General features: G+C 34.0%; 17 protein-coding genes and 2 pseudogenes. 15 read left to right on the top strand and 4 right to left on the bottom strand.

Annotated features, from left to right (window positions below):
- Positions 1-49: 49 nt before the first annotated feature.
- The 3 genes and pseudogenes from rpsG to tuf all read left to right on the top strand — a co-directional run bounded on the left by rpsG (position 50) and on the right by tuf (position 4113).
- A pseudogene (gene rpsG, locus HMPREF2737_RS02970) lies at positions 50-521 on the top strand (30S ribosomal protein S7).
- A 121-nt stretch (positions 522-642) separates the two neighbouring features.
- Positions 643-2724, top strand: coding sequence for an elongation factor G (gene fusA / locus HMPREF2737_RS02965; RefSeq protein WP_037552074.1), 2082 nt, complete (start codon positions 643-645; stop codon positions 2722-2724).
- Between the two features lie 204 nt (positions 2725-2928).
- On the top strand, positions 2929-4113 hold the full coding sequence (tuf, locus tag HMPREF2737_RS02960) for an elongation factor Tu (RefSeq protein ID WP_037552072.1): 1185 nt from the start codon (positions 2929-2931) through the stop codon (positions 4111-4113).
- 207 nt (positions 4114-4320) lie between these two features.
- Here the strand turns inward: tuf and HMPREF2737_RS02955 are convergent, their stop codons facing one another.
- Positions 4321-5487, bottom strand: a complete 1167-nt coding sequence (locus tag HMPREF2737_RS02955) for a M20 family metallopeptidase (protein ID WP_037552069.1) — start codon at positions 5485-5487, stop codon at positions 4321-4323.
- A gap of 235 nt (positions 5488-5722) precedes the next feature.
- Between HMPREF2737_RS02955 and HMPREF2737_RS02950 the strand changes: the two genes are divergently transcribed.
- The 4 genes from HMPREF2737_RS02950 (at position 5723) to HMPREF2737_RS02935 (ending at position 9483) form a co-directional block, all read left to right on the top strand.
- Positions 5723-6913: a glycine C-acetyltransferase gene (locus HMPREF2737_RS02950; protein WP_037552067.1), complete on the top strand. Its 1191-nt coding sequence runs from the start codon at positions 5723-5725 to the stop codon at positions 6911-6913.
- Positions 6914-7125: 212 nt separating this feature from the next.
- A complete protein-coding gene (locus HMPREF2737_RS02945) occupies positions 7126-7632 on the top strand; it encodes a GNAT family N-acetyltransferase (protein ID WP_011276710.1) in 507 nt (168 codons plus the stop codon).
- Between the two features lie 11 nt (positions 7633-7643).
- A complete protein-coding gene (locus tag HMPREF2737_RS02940; protein WP_037552065.1) occupies positions 7644-8063 on the top strand; it encodes an NUDIX hydrolase in 420 nt (139 codons plus the stop codon).
- Between the two features lie 460 nt (positions 8064-8523).
- On the top strand, positions 8524-9483 hold the full coding sequence (locus HMPREF2737_RS02935; protein ID WP_037552063.1) for an ornithine cyclodeaminase family protein: 960 nt from the start codon (positions 8524-8526) through the stop codon (positions 9481-9483).
- 198 nt (positions 9484-9681) lie between these two features.
- Here the strand turns inward: HMPREF2737_RS02935 and HMPREF2737_RS02930 are convergent, their stop codons facing one another.
- On the bottom strand, positions 9682-12585 hold the full coding sequence (locus HMPREF2737_RS02930; RefSeq protein ID WP_037552061.1) for a 5'-nucleotidase C-terminal domain-containing protein: 2904 nt from the start codon (positions 12583-12585) through the stop codon (positions 9682-9684).
- A gap of 288 nt (positions 12586-12873) precedes the next feature.
- Here HMPREF2737_RS02930 and HMPREF2737_RS02925 point away from each other — a divergent pair, with 288 nt between their 5' ends.
- The 4 genes from HMPREF2737_RS02925 (at position 12874) to HMPREF2737_RS02910 (ending at position 17199) form a co-directional block, all read left to right on the top strand.
- A complete protein-coding gene (locus tag HMPREF2737_RS02925; RefSeq protein WP_033079552.1) occupies positions 12874-13830 on the top strand; it encodes an L-threonine 3-dehydrogenase in 957 nt (318 codons plus the stop codon).
- 243 nt (positions 13831-14073) lie between these two features.
- Positions 14074-15150 (top strand): branched-chain amino acid aminotransferase, encoded by a 1077-nt coding sequence (locus tag HMPREF2737_RS02920; protein ID WP_037552059.1) that lies wholly within the window; start codon positions 14074-14076, stop codon positions 15148-15150.
- An 828-nt stretch (positions 15151-15978) separates the two neighbouring features.
- Positions 15979-16398, top strand: a complete 420-nt coding sequence (locus tag HMPREF2737_RS02915; protein ID WP_037552057.1) for a GNAT family N-acetyltransferase — start codon at positions 15979-15981, stop codon at positions 16396-16398.
- Positions 16399-16497: 99 nt separating this feature from the next.
- Positions 16498-17199, top strand: a complete 702-nt coding sequence (locus tag HMPREF2737_RS02910; RefSeq protein WP_037552054.1) for an HAD family hydrolase — start codon at positions 16498-16500, stop codon at positions 17197-17199.
- A 57-nt stretch (positions 17200-17256) separates the two neighbouring features.
- On the opposite strand, the gene HMPREF2737_RS02905 is transcribed toward HMPREF2737_RS02910, so the two are convergent.
- Both HMPREF2737_RS02905 and HMPREF2737_RS02900 read right to left on the bottom strand, forming a co-directional pair.
- A complete protein-coding gene (locus HMPREF2737_RS02905) occupies positions 17257-17919 on the bottom strand; it encodes a deoxynucleoside kinase (protein ID WP_037552052.1) in 663 nt (220 codons plus the stop codon).
- Positions 17912-18529: a deoxynucleoside kinase gene (locus tag HMPREF2737_RS02900; protein ID WP_037552050.1), complete on the bottom strand. Its 618-nt coding sequence runs from the start codon at positions 18527-18529 to the stop codon at positions 17912-17914. Before HMPREF2737_RS02900 ends, HMPREF2737_RS02905 begins: the two co-directional genes overlap by 8 nt.
- 63 nt (positions 18530-18592) lie before the next feature.
- Between HMPREF2737_RS02900 and tadA the strand changes: the two genes are divergently transcribed.
- The 4 genes and pseudogenes from tadA to HMPREF2737_RS11955 all read left to right on the top strand — a co-directional run.
- A complete protein-coding gene (gene tadA, locus HMPREF2737_RS02895; protein ID WP_037552048.1) occupies positions 18593-19066 on the top strand; it encodes a tRNA adenosine(34) deaminase TadA in 474 nt (157 codons plus the stop codon).
- A gap of 135 nt (positions 19067-19201) precedes the next feature.
- Positions 19202-20071: a Cof-type HAD-IIB family hydrolase gene (locus HMPREF2737_RS02890; RefSeq protein ID WP_037552046.1), complete on the top strand. Its 870-nt coding sequence runs from the start codon at positions 19202-19204 to the stop codon at positions 20069-20071.
- A 22-nt stretch (positions 20072-20093) separates the two neighbouring features.
- Positions 20094-20660, top strand: coding sequence for an NADPH-dependent FMN reductase (locus HMPREF2737_RS02885; RefSeq protein ID WP_037552044.1), 567 nt, complete (start codon positions 20094-20096; stop codon positions 20658-20660).
- A 482-nt stretch (positions 20661-21142) separates the two neighbouring features.
- Positions 21143-21250 (top strand): annotated as a pseudogene (locus HMPREF2737_RS11955) (YSIRK-type signal peptide-containing protein); the annotation flags it as partial.
- Positions 21251-21476 lie beyond the last annotated feature (226 nt).

Raw genomic sequence — 21476 nt, 5'->3', positions numbered from 1 at the left:
AATTTCAATTTTTAATAATATACTATAATAGGAAGGGAGGATTTTAATTATGCCTCGTAAAGGATCAGTACCTAAAAGAGACGTATTACCAGATCCAATTCATAACTCTAAATTAGTTACAAAATTGATCAACAAAATCATGTTAGATGGTAAACGTGGAACAGCACAAAGAATTCTTTATTCAGCATTTGACCTTGTAGAACAAACGCAGTGGTCGTGATGCTTTAGAAGTATTTGAAGAAGCAATCAACAACATTATGCCAGTATTAGAAGTAAAAGCTCGTCGTGTGGGTGGTTCAAACTACCAAGTACCAGTTGAGGTTCGCCCAGAACGTCGTACTACTCTAGGATTACGTTGGTTAGTTAACTACGCTCGTCTTCGTGGTGAAAAAACTATGGAAGATCGTTTAGCTAACGAAATCTTAGATGCTGCTAATAATACAGGTGGTGCCGTTAAGAAACGTGAGGACACTCACAAAATGGCTGAAGCGAATAAAGCATTCGCTCACTACCGCTGGTAAGATTAAAGCTTTAACCCTGAGTGTGTTCCGTCACATTGGTTTACCAAATAAGATGGCTCATGCTTAGGGCATCGCCATATTCAATAGTACTTATTCAGTAATTACTGGAAGGAGAAAAACAATGGCTAGAGACTTTTCTTTGAAAAACACTCGTAACATCGGTATCATGGCTCACATTGATGCTGGTAAAACAACTACGACTGAACGTATTCTTTACTATACAGGTCGTATCCACAAAATTGGTGAAACACACGAAGGTGCTTCACAAATGGACTGGATGGAACAAGAACAAGACCGTGGTATTACAATCACATCAGCTGCTACAACAGCTCAATGGGATGGCCACCGTGTAAACATTATCGATACTCCAGGACACGTAGACTTCACTGTTGAGGTTGAACGTTCTTTACGTGTACTTGATGGTGCGGTTACTGTACTTGATGCTCAATCAGGTGTAGAACCTCAAACTGAAACAGTTTGGCGTCAAGCTACAACTTATGGTGTACCTCGTATCGTATTCGTAAACAAAATGGATAAATTAGGCGCTAACTTCGACTATTCTGTAAGTACATTACATGATCGTTTAGATGCTAACGCTGCACCTATCCAATTACCAATTGGTGCCGAAGACGAATTTGAAGCTATCATCGACTTAGTAGAAATGAAATGCTTCAAATATACTAATGACTTAGGTACTGAAATTGAAGAAATTGAAATTCCTGAAGATCACAAAGAAAGAGCAGAAGAAGCTCGTTCTAATTTAATCGAAGCAGTTGCAGAAACTAACGATGAATTAATGGAAAAATATCTTGGTGATGAAGAAATTTCAGTACCAGAATTAAAAGATGCAATTCGTCAAGCAACTACTGACGTAGAATTCTACCCAGTACTTTGCGGTACAGCATTCAAAAACAAAGGTGTTCAATTAATGCTTAACGCAGTAATTGACTACTTACCATCACCTTTAGATGTTAAACCAATCGTAGGCCATCGTGCTGAAAATCCTGAAGAAGAAGTAATTGCTAAACCAGACGATTCAGCTGAATTTGCTGCATTAGCATTCAAAGTTATGACTGACCCTTACGTTGGTAAATTAACTTTCTTCCGTGTATATTCAGGTACTTTAACATCAGGTTCTTACATTAAGAACTCAACTAAAGACAAACGTGAACGTGTAGGTCGTTTATTACAAATGCATGCTAACTCACGTCAAGAAATCGACACTGTTTACTCAGGCGATATCGCTGCTGCAGTTGGTCTTAAAGATACAGGTACTGGTGACACATTATGTGGTGAAAAGAATGACATTATCTTAGAATCAATGGAATTCCCTGAACCAGTTATCCACTTATCAGTAGAACCAAAATCTAAAGCTGACCAAGATAAAATGACTCAAGCTTTAGTTAAATTACAAGAAGAAGACCCTACTTTCCATGCACACACAGATGAAGAAACTGGACAAGTTATCATCGGTGGTATGGGTGAGTTACACTTAGACATCTTAGTTGACCGTATGAAGAAAGAATTCAACGTTGAATGTAATGTAGGTGCGCCAATGGTTTCATATCGTGAAACATTCAAGCAATCTGCACAAGTTCAAGGTAAATTCTCTCGTCAATCTGGTGGTCGTGGTCAATACGGTGATGTTCACATTGAATTCACTCCAAACGAAACTGGCGCAGGTTTCGAATTCGAAAACGCTATCGTTGGTGGTGTAGTTCCTCGTGAATACATTCCATCAGTTGAAGCTGGTCTTAAAGATGCTATGGAAAACGGTGTATTAGCTGGTTATCCATTAATCGATGTTAAAGCTAAATTATTTGATGGTTCATACCATGATGTCGATTCATCTGAAATGGCCTTCAAAATTGCTGCATCATTAGCACTTAAAGAAGCTGCTAAAAAATGTGATCCAGTTATCTTAGAACCAATGATGAAAGTAACAATCGAAATGCCTGAAGAATACATGGGCGATATCATGGGTGACGTAACAGCTCGTCGTGGACGTGTTGATGGTATGGAACCTCGTGGTAATGCACAAGTTGTTAACGCTTATGTACCACTTTCAGAAATGTTCGGTTACGCAACTTCATTACGTTCTAACACTCAAGGTCGCGGTACTTACACTATGTACTTTGATCACTATGCAGAAGTTCCAAAATCAATTGCTGATGATATCATCAAAAAAAATAAAGGTGAATAATTAAACTTGTTTTAGCTAGAATTTCTAGGTAAAATACAGCGTAAGCTTATTAATTAAGTGAACATCTTTATGAATTGATTTTTTACTGAAAATGCATTATAAATGAATTATGAATTCTAACAATCATTATGTCTCATGATGGTGAGAAACTATCATGAGAGATAATATTGAAATAACTTTTACTAGAATAGGAGAGATTTAATAATGGCAAAAGAAAAATTTGATCGCTCAAAAGAACATGCCAATATTGGTACTATCGGTCACGTTGACCATGGTAAAACTACTTTAACAGCTGCTATCGCAACTGTATTAGCAAAAAATGGTGACACTGTAGCACAATCATATGACATGATTGACAACGCTCCAGAAGAAAAAGAACGTGGTATCACAATCAATACTGCACACATCGAGTATCAAACTGACAAACGTCACTATGCTCACGTTGACTGCCCAGGACACGCTGACTATGTTAAAAACATGATCACTGGTGCTGCCCAAATGGACGGCGGTATCTTAGTAGTATCTGCTGCTGACGGTCCAATGCCACAAACTCGTGAACACATTCTTTTATCACGTAACGTTGGTGTACCGGCATTAGTAGTATTCTTAAACAAAGTTGACATGGTTGACGATGAAGAATTATTAGAATTAGTTGAAATGGAAGTACGTGACTTATTATCTGAATACGACTTCCCAGGTGACGATGTACCTGTAATCGCTGGTTCAGCATTAAAAGCTTTAGAAGGCGATGCTCAATACGAAGAAAAAATCTTAGAATTAATGCAAGCAGTTGATGATTACATTCCAACTCCAGAACGTGATTCTGACAAACCATTCATGATGCCAGTTGAGGACGTATTCTCAATCACTGGTCGTGGTACTGTTGCTACAGGCCGTGTTGAACGTGGTCAAATCAAAGTTGGTGAAGAAGTTGAAATCATTGGTATCCATGACACTTCTAAAACAACTGTTACTGGTGTAGAAATGTTCCGTAAATTATTAGACTACGCTGAAGCTGGTGACAACATCGGTGCATTATTACGTGGTGTTGCTCGTGAAGACGTACAACGTGGTCAAGTATTAGCTGCTCCAGGTTCAATCACACCACACACAAAATTCAAAGCAGACGTATACGTTTTATCTAAAGACGAAGGTGGACGTCACACTCCATTCTTCACAAACTATCGTCCACAATTCTATTTCCGTACTACTGACGTAACTGGTGTTGTTAACTTACCAGAAGGTACAGAAATGGTTATGCCTGGCGACAACGTTGAAATGACAGTAGAATTAATCGCTCCTATCGCGATTGAAGACGGTACTCGTTTCTCAATCCGTGAAGGTGGACGTACTGTAGGATCAGGCGTTGTAACTGAAATCTTCGAATAATTTTAATTATTCCTTATTTCTAAATGAGACTCCCTATTGGGAGTCTTTTTTTATTTTTGTAAATGTCATATTTACATTTTAATCTCATTTCTAGTTTTCAGATTATACTTTTTCAATCTCATTTTTAATAATAATAAAAAATGCCTATGATCAACTCAATATAAAAGTAATCATAGACATACAGAATCTAAATAAATTTATTCAATTTTAAAATACTTGTTCAATTTCTAAAATTTTTAAAAACTCACTAGCCGCATACTTAAATGCAGACTCATCGATGTCAAAGTGAGGGTTATGATGTGGCGCTGTTATGCCTTTGTCTGGATTACCACAGCCAGTTAAGAAAAACGCACCTGGACGTACTTTTAAATAGTGAGAGAAATCCTCACCAATCATCATTAATTCAGATTCATTAAAACGTAAATGTAAATCATTCGCTGCTTGTTTAACAACTTCATATGCATTTACATGATTATGTACAGGTAAATAACCACGAATGTATTCCAAGTCATAAGTTATGTCGTTTGCTAACGCAAGTCCTTGTAATAACTTATCCATTTTATTGTGTATATGAGTTTGAAGTTCTGTGTCGAATGTTCGCACAGTTCCTTTACAAAAGGCACTATCAGGAATAACACTATCCGATGATCCTGCTTGAATCATTCCGAATGTGAGCACTGCTTCTTTTACAGGATCAATTGTTCTAGAGATGATCTTTTGCGCACTTAGGATAAACTCTGCCATGATGACGATAGGGTCAATGGTTTCATGTGGCTTAGCACCATGTCCACCTTTACCTTTAATTGTAACTGAGAACTCATCTGGTGATGCCATAATAGCACCAGGTCTGGAATATATTGTACCAGTACGATAACCACTCCATAAATGTGTACCATAAATTTTGTCTACACCATTTAAGCAACCATCATCAATCATTTCTTGAGAACCACCAGGCATAATTTCCTCACCATATTGGAAGATAAAGACCACATTTCCTTTTAATAAATGACGGTGTTCATGCACAATTTCAGCGACACCTAATAAAATTGCTGTATGTCCGTCATGACCACATGCATGCATTAATCCATCATTTTTAGATTTATAGGGTACATCGTTAAGTTCTTGTACCGGCAAAGCATCAAAGTCAGCGCGAAAGGCCACAGTAGGGCCATTTTCTTTTCCTTTAAACGTTGCTTTAATACCATTACGCCCAATAGGTGATTCGATCTCGCAATCAAGATGACTGAGCTGATTTAGAATATAATTATGCGTCCAAGTTTCCTCGAAAGAAGGTTCAGGATATTGATGCATATATCTGCGCATCTGTATCATTCTATTTTCCTTATTACTGGCTAATTGAAACCAATCTAACACATTAACCACTTCTTCCTAATTATTATGAATTTTAGTATACCAAATTCTAATACAACTCAATAGTTTAATTATTTATTTTTTGAAAAATGAAGTGAAAATTACATGTTGTATGAACAATTGTACATGAGGTGAAGAATATGCAATATATTGAATTTACTGGAATGATAGTGCTTTCATGTTGGAGGAAAATCAGTTATGATTATGTTGATATAAAAAATACAAAGGGGATATGAATATGGTTCAATCACTACACAATTTCTTAGAAGAAAATATTCAATATTTAAAAGATAATGGATTATATAACGAAATCGATTCTATCGAAGGTGCTAATGGTCCAGAAATCACAATCAATGGGAAACAATATATTAACTTATCATCAAACAACTACTTAGGACTAGCGACAAATGAAGATTTAAAAACTGCTGCTAAACATGCTATCGATTCACACGGTGTTGGTGCTGGTGCCGTACGTTCAATCAACGGTACATTAGACCTACACGATGAATTAGAAGAGACTTTAGCTAAATTCAAAGGTACTGAAGCAGCTATCGCTTATCAATCAGGTTTCAACTGTAACATGGCAGCTATTTCAGCAGTAATGAACAAAAACGATGCGATTCTTTCAGATGAATTAAACCATGCTTCAATTATTGATGGTTGTCGTCTATCTAAAGCTAAAATCATCCGTGTTAATCACTCTGATATGGATGACTTAAGAGCTAAAGCAAAAGAAGCTGTAGAATCTGGTCAATATAATAAAGTAATGTACATTACTGATGGTGTATTCAGTATGGATGGAGATGTTGCTAAATTACCAGAAATAGTTGAAATTGCTGAAGAATTCGGTTTGATTACTTATGTTGATGATGCACATGGTTCAGGCGTTATGGGTAAAGGTGCAGGTACGGTTAAACATTTTGGCCTACAAGATAAAATTGACTTCCAAATCGGTACACTTTCTAAAGCTATCGGTGTAGTTGGAGGTTACGTAGCAGGAACTAAAGAATTAATTGATTGGTTAAAAGCTCAATCACGTCCATTCTTATTTTCAACTTCTTTAGCACCTGGAGATACAAAAGCAATTACAGAAGCTGTGAAGAAATTAATGGCTTCTACTGAATTACACGATCAATTATGGGATAACGCTAAATATTTAAAAGATGGCTTAGAAAAACTTGGATTCAATACTGGTGAATCAGAAACACCAATTACACCAGTTATTATTGGTGATGAAAAAGAAACTCAAGAATTTAGTAAACGTCTTAAAGATGAAGGTGTGTATGTAAAATCTATCGTATTCCCAACAGTACCTCGTGGTACAGGTCGTGTAAGAAACATGCCTACAGCAGCGCATACAAAAGAAATGTTAGATAAAGCAATTGCTGCTTATGAAAAAGTTGGTAAAGAATTAGGTACTATTAAATAAATTAAAATGGAAGATAGAATTTTTAGACTGGGATGATATTCATTGTCCCAGTCTTTTTATTGTGACAAAAAGCTGATTTTGAAATTTATGCTTTGTTTTTATGTGAGGAACAGATTAGTATTTTGGTAAAATTGATTTATAACAAATAATTTTAAAATATGAAGTGAGAAACTAAAACAATATAAGCTTATAGTGCAGAAGGAGGGATACTCGTGTTACGTTTAAGACAATTGAGTTATGCAGATAAAGATGCTTTAACGAAGTACCTCCAAGAATGGTATGTGAATGGTGAACCAATAGTGCCTTCAAACACTGACATGTCAAGGTATGAATCATTTGAGAGTATGGTAGACCGTCTAAACAGTACTGAAGTTGATGAAGACTGGGTACCGACGACAACATTATTTTGCTTCGAGGATGAGATGATTGTTGGTGCAGTCGATATTCGTCATTACTTGAATCAACGCTTAGTAAACATAGGTGGTCATGTAGGTTACGGAGTGTGTAAGTCACGTAGAGGACAAGGTATTGCTTCGTTGATGCTGCAAGAGGCTAAAGCTTTTTTAAAAGAAATAGGCGTAGATAAAGTGTTAATGACTACAAATCCCAAAAACGTTGCCTCTCAAAAAGTGATCAAACATAGTGGTGGTTATGAAATTGAATCTTACGTTAAAAAGAATGGAAATTTGGTCAGTCGGTTTGAAATTCCTAATGATTGAAGGTTAGATGAATGAAGGATTTAAAAGTAGTATATGCATTGATACAAAATGAAGAGGGAAACGTGTTATTAGTTCATAATACAGATGGTGGCGGATGGTCATTACCAGGTGGCAAAGTTGAATACGGTGAAACTTTAGTTGAAGCGCTAAAGCGTGAAGTTAGAGAAGAAACAGGATTATTCGTTGAAGTTAACGACATAGTAAGTGTTAATGAGGGTAAATCGACACAGATGAATGTTCATACACTTTTTATCATGTTCAAAGCACAGGTTCAAGATTATACAACAGACATACAAATGAAAGATGAAATTTCGACATTAGGTTGGTTCTCGGTTCCAGAAGCTGATGAAAAGTTAATCTATTATCATCATAGTTTGAATGCGTTTTTAAATAATAAGGCTACTTATTATGATGAGGGTTTCGTGGATTGAAATGTGAAAAAGAGGATGAGCCAAATATAATATTTTAATCATTCATAGTACATTTGCAGAAGCTAACTCAACTGAAAAGACACTTAAATCAAACACATCAAAATTTTTAGTACATTTAAGAGTGAAATCTAGCTAAAGAATTTAAAAGATTAATGAATAAAGCAAATTAGAGTGGCACAACGATTTCGTCGTGCCACTCTAGGCGTCAAAAGTTTATAAATAGTTTCATAATAAGCATGAAATCTCAAGGCTACACTTCTGTGCAAACCTTTTATTTATAGTAATAAGATAGCACCATTAACATATAAGCACAATACTAAATTAATACTTTAATCAAACTAACTTAACATATACATATTTTTGAAATAATTGTATTAATAATGCCATTTAACAATGACAATTTGGGGTTTTGATGGGTAAAAGATAAATAGATATTAAATATAAAGTGGAGGTATCAGACATGTTAGTTTTGAATGAACAAGACCAGCAATCATTATTAGACATGAAAGAAGTCATTGATGAGGTTGCGAATTCATTAAAGGCGTTTTCAGAGGGGAAGACAGACACACCGTTAAGGTATGTCTTACCGTTTAATGAAAGTAATAGATATTTAGTTATGCCAGCATTATCTGATGATCTTAAAGTGGTTGGTATTAAAACAGTTACATTTGCGCCAGATAATCCTAAAAAAGGTAAAAAGACAATTACAGGATCAGTGTTATTAAGTGATTATGAAACTGGGGAAACATTAGCTGTATTAGATGGCAGTTATTTAACTAAGATTCGTACAGGTGCTATCTCTGGAGTAGCAACTAAATACTTAGCACGAGAAGATGCTAAAACACTATGTGTTATTGGTTCTGGTGATCAAGCACAAGGACTAATTGCTGCACTAATGGCAGTTAGACATATCGATACAATTCACTTTTCGAGTCGTACTAAGGAAAATGCAGAACGTTTAGCTCAAGAAGTAGCTAATAATTATAATGTATCGACGAAAGTCTTTGAAGAAGCGGATGATGCGATGGAAGAGGCTGACGTTGTTGTAACTGCGACAAATTCTAATCATCCGGTATATTCACATTCATTACACCCCGGCGTTCATTTAAACGCAGTAGGCTCATTTAAACCAGATATGCAGGAATTACCATCAGAGTCTATGTTAGTAGCTAATAAAATTGTTGTTGAGTCAGTAGAAGCTGCGATGGAAGAAACTGGCGATTTAAAGGTACCTCAAGAAGAAGGCATTATAACGAAAGATTCATTACATGGAGAATTAGGGGATATCGTAGCTGGTAAAGTTTCAGGACGTGAAGATGATAAGGAAGTAACGCTGTTTAAATCAGTAGGGTTAGCAATTGTAGATATCGTTGTTGCTAATTATTTCTATAAAAAAGCAGTAGCAAATAAAGAAGTATAATGCAGAAGTAGTTTTAATATTGTAAGGAAATTGCAAGTGTAAGTATGTAATTTTAAATAAATAGGCTGCCGGGCCACTAAAAATTAAAGTATTCACATTAAATAACTTACTGTGAGTACCTACACTTTTTAAAAATTATGAATAAACCATGTAAATGACATATTGTTAATTGTCATCTACACGGTTTTAAATTTGTAATTATGCTGATTTTTTACGAGTTCGGATGTAAATTAATCCTGTTCCTGTTACTACTAATATAATAGCGATACCATGTTCTAAACTATTATCTTTCATACCTGCATTTGGTAATGATGTGATGGCGTCATGTTCTTGTGTAAACATAAGATTTGAATTTTTAGAAGCATTACTATTAGTAGTTATTAGTGTCTCATTATAAAAATTATCTTTAGGATTCATTTGAACTGGGAATTTAATGACATCTTTACAATGTTGTGAATGACTTGCATTACCAGTCAATTGGTCTCGTGTTCCTTTGTTGTTATTAGAAATACTCACTAAGTTTGAAGTAGGGTGATGTTCGATTGCATTTCCTTTTATGTTGTTAGTATGCATCTTGTCGGTAGCGCTTGGAATGACAATATTATCATCAGTGCTATTATGAGTTTGATTATTGTTAGCTGGGATTTCAATTACGTTGTCATTATCTTTTTGATGGTCTTTATTAGGGAATTCAATGACATTATCTTTATTAGAAGAATCAGCTTGTTTATCGTCTTTAGTATTGTCATCATTATCATTAATATGACCAGTATTGTCTTTGTCATCATTGCTTGAATCTGGTGTTTGTTGTTGGCCATTTTGTCCATTAGTTGAATGATTATTATCATTATCTTCTTTACCAGTATTTGGTTGTTCATTACTTTCCGGTAGACCATTAATGATACGTACAGGTTCTTCGGTATTGTATTGATTTAAATCTGTATTCTTAATATATTGAGCGACAACTGCATCTAAAGAAATGCCTTCCTCACGTTGTCCACCAAACATATCATAGCCATCTCCTTGATTAGCTGTGAAGTCATTGGTAGTTACATAGTAAGTACGGTTAGGATCTAGATTTTCATATTCTCCATTCTCTTTATTCAGTACCTTGATTGCATTAATGCGTTGGCCAGATGCTTTATTGATATCATAATACACTCTGAGTGAGTCAGATACTTGTAAGAATCCTCCATTTGCACCTAAGACCCTATTACCGTCATGAGTTTCAGTATCAGCACTTAAACTGTGTTCAAATGCTTTTTCAACATCTGAACCTTTCACTTGAATTTGAGAAATTAAATTACCGAATGGTAACACTGTTATGATGTCATTTTCAGTAACCTCACCTTTTTCAATTGAAGCTCGAATACCACCACCGTTAGTGATTGCGAAATCAGGTTGGTGTGAGAAGTTCTTAGAGGCATATGCTTCCATAGCATCCGTAATTAGGTTACCTAGGTTTGTTTCTTGCGTGCGCGCTTGAGCACGTTCACCATTTAACGTCACTGTATTATTAGGTATAACAACTGTTGATGTTTCTTTTAAGAAGTCGTCATTTGCCTTTTTAGTTTGTGCATCAATTTGTGAGTCAGGTGTGATATCTTTGGCGTCCGCTACATTGATTAATGATGCTTTGATATCAGACGCTTTTTGATTTTGAAAAGTAAAATCCACACGTCCTACATTTGCTAGTGCAGTACCAGTTTGAGCGAGTAGATTATTGGTACCATAATGTTCACCGTTATCAATCACGGTATGTGAGTGACCATCTAATACGAAGATAGGTTGTTTAAATGAACCGTCTTTCGTAAGTTGATCAATTAAATAATCTCCACGCCAAGTTTTTTGCGTCGATTTATCTACACCTAAGTGCGATAAGATAACGAATGCATCGACATTGTTTTTAATCTCATTCATGGCTTGTTTGACACTAGATAATGGGTCTTTATATTCAACACCTTCAACAGCAGTAGGCGACGTTTTAGTTTTTGTTTCAGGTGTCGTGACACCTACAATACCATAACGGACATTGTTTTTAGTTACTGTAGTTGAAGGATCAAATACGCGTTTACCATTTTTGTAGATATTAGAAGAAACAATGGGAAAGTTTAATTGTTTCTGCAATTTAAGTAATTGGTCATAACCAAAGTCAAATTCATGGTTTCCGACAGTCATTGCATCATAGCCAACGCTATTCATAGCTTTGGCCATTTCTTCTCCCTTTGAATTGTTAGAAACAGGTAAACCTTGAAAAGCATCTCCTGAATCCACCATTAAATCCGGATTATATTTGTCTTTAAGACCTTTTACTTTAGCCATACCGATGACTCTTCCATCATCCTCTACAAATCGGCCATGAATATCATTTGTATGTAAAATTGTATGTTCATTTGTGCTGTCAGAAGTAGTTGCCATTCTTTTGTTGACAGTCACATGTTGAGATTTCGGTGCTGCTTGTTCTGATGTAATATTGCTATTTTTAGATACTTGCTTTGAAGCAGGTGTAGATTGTTGTGATTCTGGAACATTACGCTTTTGCTGTTGTTGAGTTGATTCTTGAGGTGTTTGTTTAACTTTAGTGGAAGTAGATTCTTTTGTAGTTTCTACTTGCATAGACTTGCTTTGCTCCGACGTCGAAGGAGAATGTTTCACCTCCGTATCATGGGATTGCGATGTATTATTTTCATTTGAAGTGGATTCAGACGATGCTTTTTCTTGTGAAGATGTATTATTTTCGCTTGTAGCAGGTTCAGGTGTAGCTTTTTCTTGTGAAAAGACAGAACCTTGAGATGAATTATTATGCTTCTCTGAAATAGTGTTTTGTGTTGTAGACGTTTCAACATTAAGATGTGAAGTTGTTTCAGACGAAGGTGTGGCTTGGTAATTATGTGAAACGTTGTTTGACTCAAGAGATAAAGGTTTATTAGTAGATTCAATGTTAGCTGATGATGCTTCTTTTGAAGCAGATTGTGGTACTTCTGCGGTAGCTGTTGTGTTAGTGGCTTGAGTTGTCTGTGATTCAGCTGCATAAGAGATACCAGTGGTAATACTAAATACGATAAAACATAAAACTAAAAGTGGAATAAGATATCGCTTCATATTTGCCTCCTTTATTAGATGAAATTTACATTCTCATATTAGCATAAGTCGCAAAGCCTTAAGCTTACTCATTAAATTATTTACAATAATTTTAAAAACAATTAATAAATATAACGTTATGAAGAGTATGTATCTCTGACTTTTCAAAAATAAAATGAATTTAAAAGAGTGTACTTTGTGAGTATACAAGAAAGCGCTTTTATATTATAATAAGCATGTAAATAGGGAGTATGTACACCCTAGAAGGACAATTATTCGTGGTAAACACACAAAGGGAGTTTTTTATTTATGGAAAGAATCGTAATTACAGGAGCACTTGGTCAAATTGGTACTGAGTTGGTATTAAAATGCAGAGAAATTTACGGAAATGACAATGTATTAGCTACGGATATTAGAGAGCCGGAAGAAGATTCACCAGTTAACAATGGTCCGTTTGAAGTATTAGATGTTACAAATCGTGAAGCTATGATGGCAATCGTTGAGAACTTTAAAGCAGATACGTTAATGCATATGGCTGCATTATTATCAGCGACTGCAGAGAAAAATCCTTTATTAGCATGGGATTTAAATATGGGCGGTCTAATGAACGCATTAGAAACAGCTAGAACGTATGAATTACATTTCTTCACACCAAGTTCAATTGGTGCATTTGGTGATTCAACGCCTAAGAAAGATACGCCACAAAATACAATTCAACAACCTACTACAATGTATGGTGTGAACAAAGTTGCTGGTGAGTTATTATGCCAATACTATTTCACAAAATTTGGTGTCGATACGCGTAGTGTGAGATTCCCAGGACTTATCTCTCATGTTAAAGAACCAGGTGGCGGTACTACTGATTATGCTGTTGAAATTTATTTTGAAGCGGTTAGAAAAGGTCGTTACACAAGCTATATTGCTAAAGACACATACATGGATATGATGTATATGGATGATGCAATTGATGCAATTATTAAATTAATGGAAGCAGATAGCGACAAACTTGTAACACGTAATGGCTATAACTTAAGTGCTATGAGTTTTGAACCTGAGCAAATTAAAGCTGAAATCCAAAAACATTATCCTGACTTCGCATTAGATTATGAAGTAGATCCAGTACGTCAAGCAATTGCTGATAGCTGGCCAGATAATATTGATACAAGTTATTCTCGTAAAGAGTGGGGCTTTAACCCTAAATACGATTTAGCTGGTATGACTGAATTAATGTTAAAAGCAATTGAAGAAAAAGAACAAAATAAATAAAATTTGACTGTCATACAAGTCATATAACACAGAACCTCAGACGAAATGTTTGAGGTTTTCTTTTTTATCCGAAATTAGTTAGTAACGGCCATTAAAAATTTACTAAAGTATGTTATTTTTAAAGAAAGGGTTTACAATTAGTGTTTAGTTTGAATTTTTAGAAAATTCATTGAATCAACATTACGAGATTGCTATAATTTAATATACTATTACTAACTAAGATTTATTTAGGAGGCTTTCATCATGTCAGAAAAAGTTAAATTTGAACAAAGCGACTCGCTTAAAGAAAAACCAGAAGGTAATTTAGGATTCGGTCAATACTTTACAGATTATATGTTAAGTTTTGATTATGATGTAGATAAAGGTTGGCATGATTTAAAAATTGTTCCTTACGCACCATTTGAAGTTTCACCAGCTGCACAAGGTCTTCACTATGGACAAGCGGTATTTGAAGGTTTAAAAGCATACAAACATGAAGGAGAAGTTGTATTATTTAGACCAGACCAAAACTTCAAACGTATTAATGATTCATTAGCACGATTGGAAATGCCTAAAGTAGATGAAGAATTATTACTAGAAGGTTTAAAACAATTAGTAGACGTTGAACGTGATTGGGTACCGGAGGGAGAAGGACAATCATTATATATCCGTCCGTTTGTATTTGCGACTGAAGGCATTTTAGGAGTAAGAGCATCTCATCAATACAAATTATTAATTATTTTATCTCCATCAGGCGCATATTATGGCGGAGACACTTTAAAAACAACTAAAATTTACGTTGAAGATGAATATGTTCGTGCCGTACGCGGTGGTGTAGGATTCGCTAAAGTAGCAGGTAACTATGCTGCAAGCTTATTAGCACAAACAAATGCTAATAATTTAGGCTATGATCAAGTATTATGGTTAGACGGTGTAGAACAAAAATATGTTGAAGAAGTTGGTAGTATGAACATCTTCTTCGTTGAAAATGGTAAATTAGTTACACCTGCTTTAAATGGAAGTATCTTACCAGGTATTACACGTAAATCAATCATTGAATTAGCTAAAGAGTTAGGCTATGAGGTTGAAGAACGTAAAGTGTCAATCGATGAATTATTCGAAGCTTACGACAAAGGTGAATTAACTGAAGTATTCGGTTCAGGTACAGCAGCAGTTATTTCTCCAGTCGGTACATTAAAGTATGAAGATAGAGAAATCGTTATTAACAATAACGAGCCAGGAGAAATTACTAAAAAATTATACGACACATATACTGGTATCCAAAGTGGTAAATTAGAAGATACACATGGTTGGCGTGTAGTTGTCCCAGAATATAAATAAGGTAAGTTTAAAGAACTAGAAATCCTGAGGAATCGAGGTTTCTAGTTTTTTTGTTTTATTGCGAAGGATTAAATATAAGATTGCTGATTTATTATTAGAAATAGATAGAAACTTTTGAAAATAATACAGAAATCATTAAAAGACTTGCAATGGCACTTGATCAACAAGAATTGAATAAATAAGATTCAGATGTTCTCTTTATATTACTTCAACATAAAATTTTTGGAAGTAAATATTCTAGAATTACTATTAAAGGAGTTAAAGATATCGCAGGATATTCAAGAAATAAAGTTAATGAAATAATAAAAAATATGAAAGCAAATTAATTAAGTTAAAAAGTAATCCTGTTGTTTACGAGGTGAAGGATAGTTACGCACAAGAATTGCTTTCTATGCAAAACAATATAAATTGAAATATTTAAGCATACAAATACGCAATATTAATGGGCAATTACGCAATAAACGCCAAATTTATCCTCAGGTGCTTACAATAAAAGTGTAATTTAAATATTAATAAAGGAGTGGAATCAAATGACAGACGTATTCGGTTTCATAAACAAAGCGATTGACTTTATTAGCAGCATTTTAGTACACGGTGAACCTAAATAATTATTTTTATAATGAAAAATCACCCCGGTGTTAGATTAAAAATCTAATTTTCGGGGTGAATTATTTATATCGGTTTTTAAATTACACAATCATAAATTTAGCTTAATTGAATCAACGTAGGCAAATGATAAATGAAACGGTATTGATTCGCGTATTTTTGAAACTTAAAAGATATTAAATAAGTTTGTATACTAAAATATAAAGATGATTGGGGGATTGAATGGAATTTAAACTAATTACTTATTTCGATGAAAGCTACATTGATTCAATTTACGAAACATATCAATCAGTTGGTTGGTTAAAACATGATAAAGATAAGATACGAAAAATTTTTGAGAATAGTACGCACGTAGTCTTAGCAATTTATGATAATAAAGTCATTGGTTTTGCTAGAGCATTATCAGATGGTGTATTCAATGCAGCTATTTATGACTTAATTGTTAATAAAGATTTTCAAAATAATCAAATTGCTATGCATATGCTTAAACACATTCTTAAGGAAATAGGGTCACTTTCATGTATCCATTTAATCTCAACTATCGATAATTTAGAATTTTATCAAAAGGCTGGATTTAAAAAATTGAAAACTGGTATGGTTATATATCAAGATAAACGCCTAACAGATACATATACTGAATAATTGGTAGATGGAATATTAAATCATTCTATTGAGTCTAAAATAAAAATTTGTATTACAATAGAAGAGTTAATAATCATAATTCACAGGAGTGTTATGAAAATGGAATGGATATTATTTGATAAAGACGGGACTTTAATAGAATTTGATAAGAGTTGGGAGAAAATTGGTATAAGATTAGTGGATAGTCTTTTAGATGAATTCCCAGTAGCTAATAAAGAAGTTGCGCATCGACAATTAGGTGTTCTTGATAATGCAATCATTCCTGATTCTGTAATGGGTTCAGGATCACTAGATGAAATGATTAAAGCTTTTAATAACGTTGTTGGTAAAGATGTCTCAACTTGGACACGTAATACGAGCCAGGAACTTGTTGATACACGTGTGCCAGAGAACAACTGGATTGATGGTGTGTATGATATGATTCAATCTTTAAAAAAAGACGGCTATAAAATTGGAATTGTTACAAGTGATTCACGAAAAGGCGTATTGCAATTTCTTGAGGATACCAATTCTAAAGACGCTTTCGACTTAGTTATCTCTACAGAATCACATGCAGCGGAAAAGCCAAATCCAGCAGTATTAAACCCACTGTTTGATTCTTATGATGTCAAACCTGAAGATGTAGTTATAGTAGGAGATACTAATAACGACATGAAAACAAAGGTTAATGCTGAATTAGGTTTAGCAATTGGTGTGCTTACTGGTATAGCTAAAAAAGAAGAGTTAGTAGATGCTGATGTGATAATAGAGACAGCTGTGAGTGTGCCCGAAGTCTTAAAACAATATATTGAAAACAAATAAGATAAAAAATGTAAAAACGCTACACAATGAGTTTGAAATGTGTAGCGCTTGTTTATGTTAACGATTATCTACCTTGCGATAAGTATTAATTACATGAGCAATTTTATCAATAATTGGGTCTAAAGAGTCTAGGTTTTCATGAATATCATATTCGTTGATGTTAACGCGCACGACCGGACAGGCATTAAAGTTATTTATCCAGTTATCATAACGTTTGAATAACTTTTGCCAATACTCAGGATCCGTATTAATTTCCATATCACGACCACGTGCTTTGATACGCTCAATTACTTCATTGTAGTCGCACTCAAGATAAATTAATACATCAGGTTTAGGGAAGTAAGGTGTCATTACCATTGCATTGAACAACTCAGAATATGTTTTAAAATCATCTTCATTCATAGTACCTTGTTCTTCATGCATTTTCGCGAAAATATCAACATCTTCATAAATAGAGCGATCTTGAATGAATCCACCACCATATTCAAACATACGTTTTTGTTCTTTAAAACGTTCTGCTAAAAAGTAGATTTGTAAGTGGAAACTCCAACGTTCAAAGTCATCATAAAATTTATCTAGATAAGGATTATGATCAACATTTTCAAAAGAGGTTTTAAAATTCAATTTGTCAGCTAAAGCCTGTGTCAATGTCGATTTCCCAACACCAACGGTACCAGCAATGGTGATTATTGCGTTTTGAGGTACTTTATAATTATTCATGTTCAATTGCTCCTATCATAGGTCTTATTTTTTCTAAAATTGATTGATAATCTGAGTCATTTTTAACAAAATCAATTTCACTTGTATTAATTAAGACGACATTCGCGCCTTCACTTTTCATGGCATTATAAAATGTTAAATAATCTTCTTTGAGATTCAATAAATAGTCATCCTCAATATGATGTTCAAAACTACGATTACGTTGAGCTATTCTTTGTTTCAGAACATCCAAATCAGCATCTAAGAAAATAATCATGTTAGGCATTTCAAGATCTTCAGTTAAAATATTGAAAATGCGATCAAATTTATCAAATTCATTATTACTCAACGTGTTACGAGCGAAAATTTTATTTTTATAAATATGATAATCGCTAACAACACCTTGAGTCATTTTAGCGATATCTTTTGCCTGTTTATATCGATTACAGAGGAAAAACATTTCTGTTTGAAAACTCCATTTAGAAATATCATCGTAGAAGTCAGATAAAAATGGATTTTCATCAATTATTTCTTTTTCTTCATAGTAATTTAATGTTTGGCTAAGCTTATGAGTTAGGGAGGATTTACCTACACCAATTGGGCCCTCAATTGCGATAAATGGTTTGTTCATAATCACATCTCCAAATGTTAAAATAGACAATGAGTATTGTATCATAAGTGAGGTATAACACACATGGCAAATGATGAATATTACATGAAATTAGCGATTGAAGAAGCTAAAAAAGCTCAAAAACTTGGAGAAGTTCCTATAGGCGCAATCATAGTTAAAAACAATGAAGTCATAGCAAGCGCACATAACTTAAGAGAAACTGCGCAGCTAACTACGGCTCACGCAGAACATATCGCTATTGAACGTGCTTCAAAAGTAGTTGGAAGTTGGCGTTTAGAAGAATGCAAATTATATGTGACACTTGAACCGTGCGTCATGTGTGCCGGTGCCATTGTGATGAGTAGAATTCCTAAAGTGGTATACGGCGCCACTGATCCTAAAGGTGGATGTAGTGGTAGCTTGATGAATCTATTAGAAGAATCTCGATTTAATCATAGAGCTGAAGTTATTAAAGGCGTACTTGAGCAAGAATGTGGTGATTTATTACGAAACTTCTTCCGTGAGCTAAGATTAAAGAAGTCTAAAGGGAACATGTAAGCGTACAAATTGAGCTATATTTGTTAAAATAATACACGTGAATTAAGTGTTCAAGTTGAGATTTTAAATTTTAACTTTAAGATGTTTTTTTAAGATAAATAGCAATTAATTAAGAGAATGAAACGAGGTAACTGTATGATTAAATTAATAGCAACAGATATGGATGGCACATTGTTAAATGCTGCACATGAAATTTCTCAAGAAAATGTTGATGCAATAAAATATGCACAATCACAAGGGATAACAGTTGCCATTGCGACAGGTCGTGCATTTTATGAGGCAAATACACCTGTAGCTGAGACAGATTTAAGCGTACCATATATTTGTTTAAATGGTGCAGAAGTACGTGATGAATCATTTAATATTATGAATACGTCTAATTTAAATCATGAATTAGTGGAACGCATTAAATCAATTCTAGATAAAAATGACGTATATTATCAAATTTATACTAATAGAGGGATTTATACAGAAGATCCAACCAAAGATTTAGATATTTACTTAGATATTGCTAAACAAGCAGGACAAGAAGCGGATGTTGAAAAGATTAAACAAGGCATTCAAAAGCGCATAAATAATGGGACATTAAAAGTTGTAAATAGTTATGAAGAAATTGAAGATATCCCGGGCGAATTAATCATGAAAGTGTTAGCTTTTAATCCGGATTTAGAGAAAATTAATGCCATTGGAGCAGAACTTTCAGCTATTCCAAGTTTAGCTATTTCATCATCTTCACGCGGAAATCTTGAGATTACACATTTTGACGCGCAAAAAGGAATAGCGTTAGAGTCTATTGCTAATCAATTAAATATTGATTTAAAAGACGTTATGGCTTTAGGCGATAACTTGAATGACGTATCAATGCTAGAGCGTGTAGGTTATCCTGTTGCAGTAGAAAACGCTATGCCTGAAGTTAAAGCAGTTGCTAAATACATAACGGACACAAATGAAAATAGTGGTGTTGGAAAAGCCATAATGAAGTTATTGAAAGAAGAAAATAATTAATATTAAGAGGTGTATAGTAGAAATGAAAGGACTTATAATTGTTGGTAGTGCCAAAGTTGGCTCACATACAAATGCGTTAGCTAAATATTTAGTGGGACAGTTTGATACACATGATTTAGATGTTGATATTTATGATTTAGCAGAACGCCCATTAAATCAATTAGACTTTTCTGGGACAACGCCGTATATCGATGAAATTAAAACCAATATTAAAGATTTTCAAGAAAAAGTAATGGCAGCAGACTTCTTAGTACTTGGAACTCCTAATTATCATGGTTCATATTCTGGCATCTTAAAAAATGCATTAGATCATATCAATATGGATTATGTCAAAATGAAACCAGTAGGATTAATCGGTAATAGCGGAGGTATCGTAAGTTCAGAACCATTATCACATTTACGTGTTATTGTGCGCAGTTTATTAGGTATCGCTGTGCCTACACAAATTGCTACACATGACTCAGACTACAGTAAACTTGACGATGGTACATTATATCTTGATGATGACCAATTTCAGTTGCGTGCAAAATTATTTGTAGACCAAATTGTATCATTTGTGAATAACAGTCCGTACGAACATTTAAAATAAATTTTAATTACCTAAAAAAACACATATATATAATAGTAGAAACTAGTTTTTTAAGAACGATAATTATCGTTCTTTTTTTATTGTTTAAAAAAAGAATATTTTAGCAAACCATTTATAAAAAATATAGAAGTGTAGCACAACCACCTTATTATTCATGATTTAAGAATAAAAAATAATTAATTTTTAAGTAAAAATGTGTCCGTAGCATACTTAATTTGAGTATGCTATGGACATTTTATTTAAATAGAATTAGGGAACAATTTTTATTATGCTTAGTAAATTAGAATAACGAAAATTAAATATAATTGAATAAAAAAATTATTATAAAATTGTAAATATTTAAAAAAAACGGAAATTTATATTGTAACTACATATAAAACATGATAGGTTTTACATGAGTGTTGTGTTCAATTAATTTGAAAAATAGGGGTGTGAGTTATTTGAAGAAAAAGTAAAATAAAAGATTAGATTTCTTACCTAATATCAATAACAAATATTCAATTCGAAAATTTACAGTAGGGACAGCATCAATTTTAGTTGGTGCAACATTAATTTTCGGCGTAGCGCATGATGAAGCGAAAGCAGCTGAAGACACTAAAACTGAAGAAGGAGTTACAAGTAACTCAAATGAATCGGCTCAATCTTCTTCTGAAACAGCAAACACAGGAGTAGAAACTACAGAACAAGCAACAGCTGAACAACCGACAACAGAAGAGAAGGCAATTGAAGAAAGTACAACAGAACAACCATCAACAGAAGAGAAGGCAACTGAAGAAAGTACGACAGAACAACCATCAACAGAAGAGAAGGCAAGTA

The organism is Staphylococcus sp. HMSC069D12 (genome assembly GCF_001810405.1).
GTDB classification, from domain to species: Bacteria; Bacillota; Bacilli; order Staphylococcales; family Staphylococcaceae; genus Staphylococcus; species Staphylococcus haemolyticus.
Note: the sequence above shows the minus strand (reverse complement) of the source record. Positions and strands in the feature narration are given on the sequence as shown.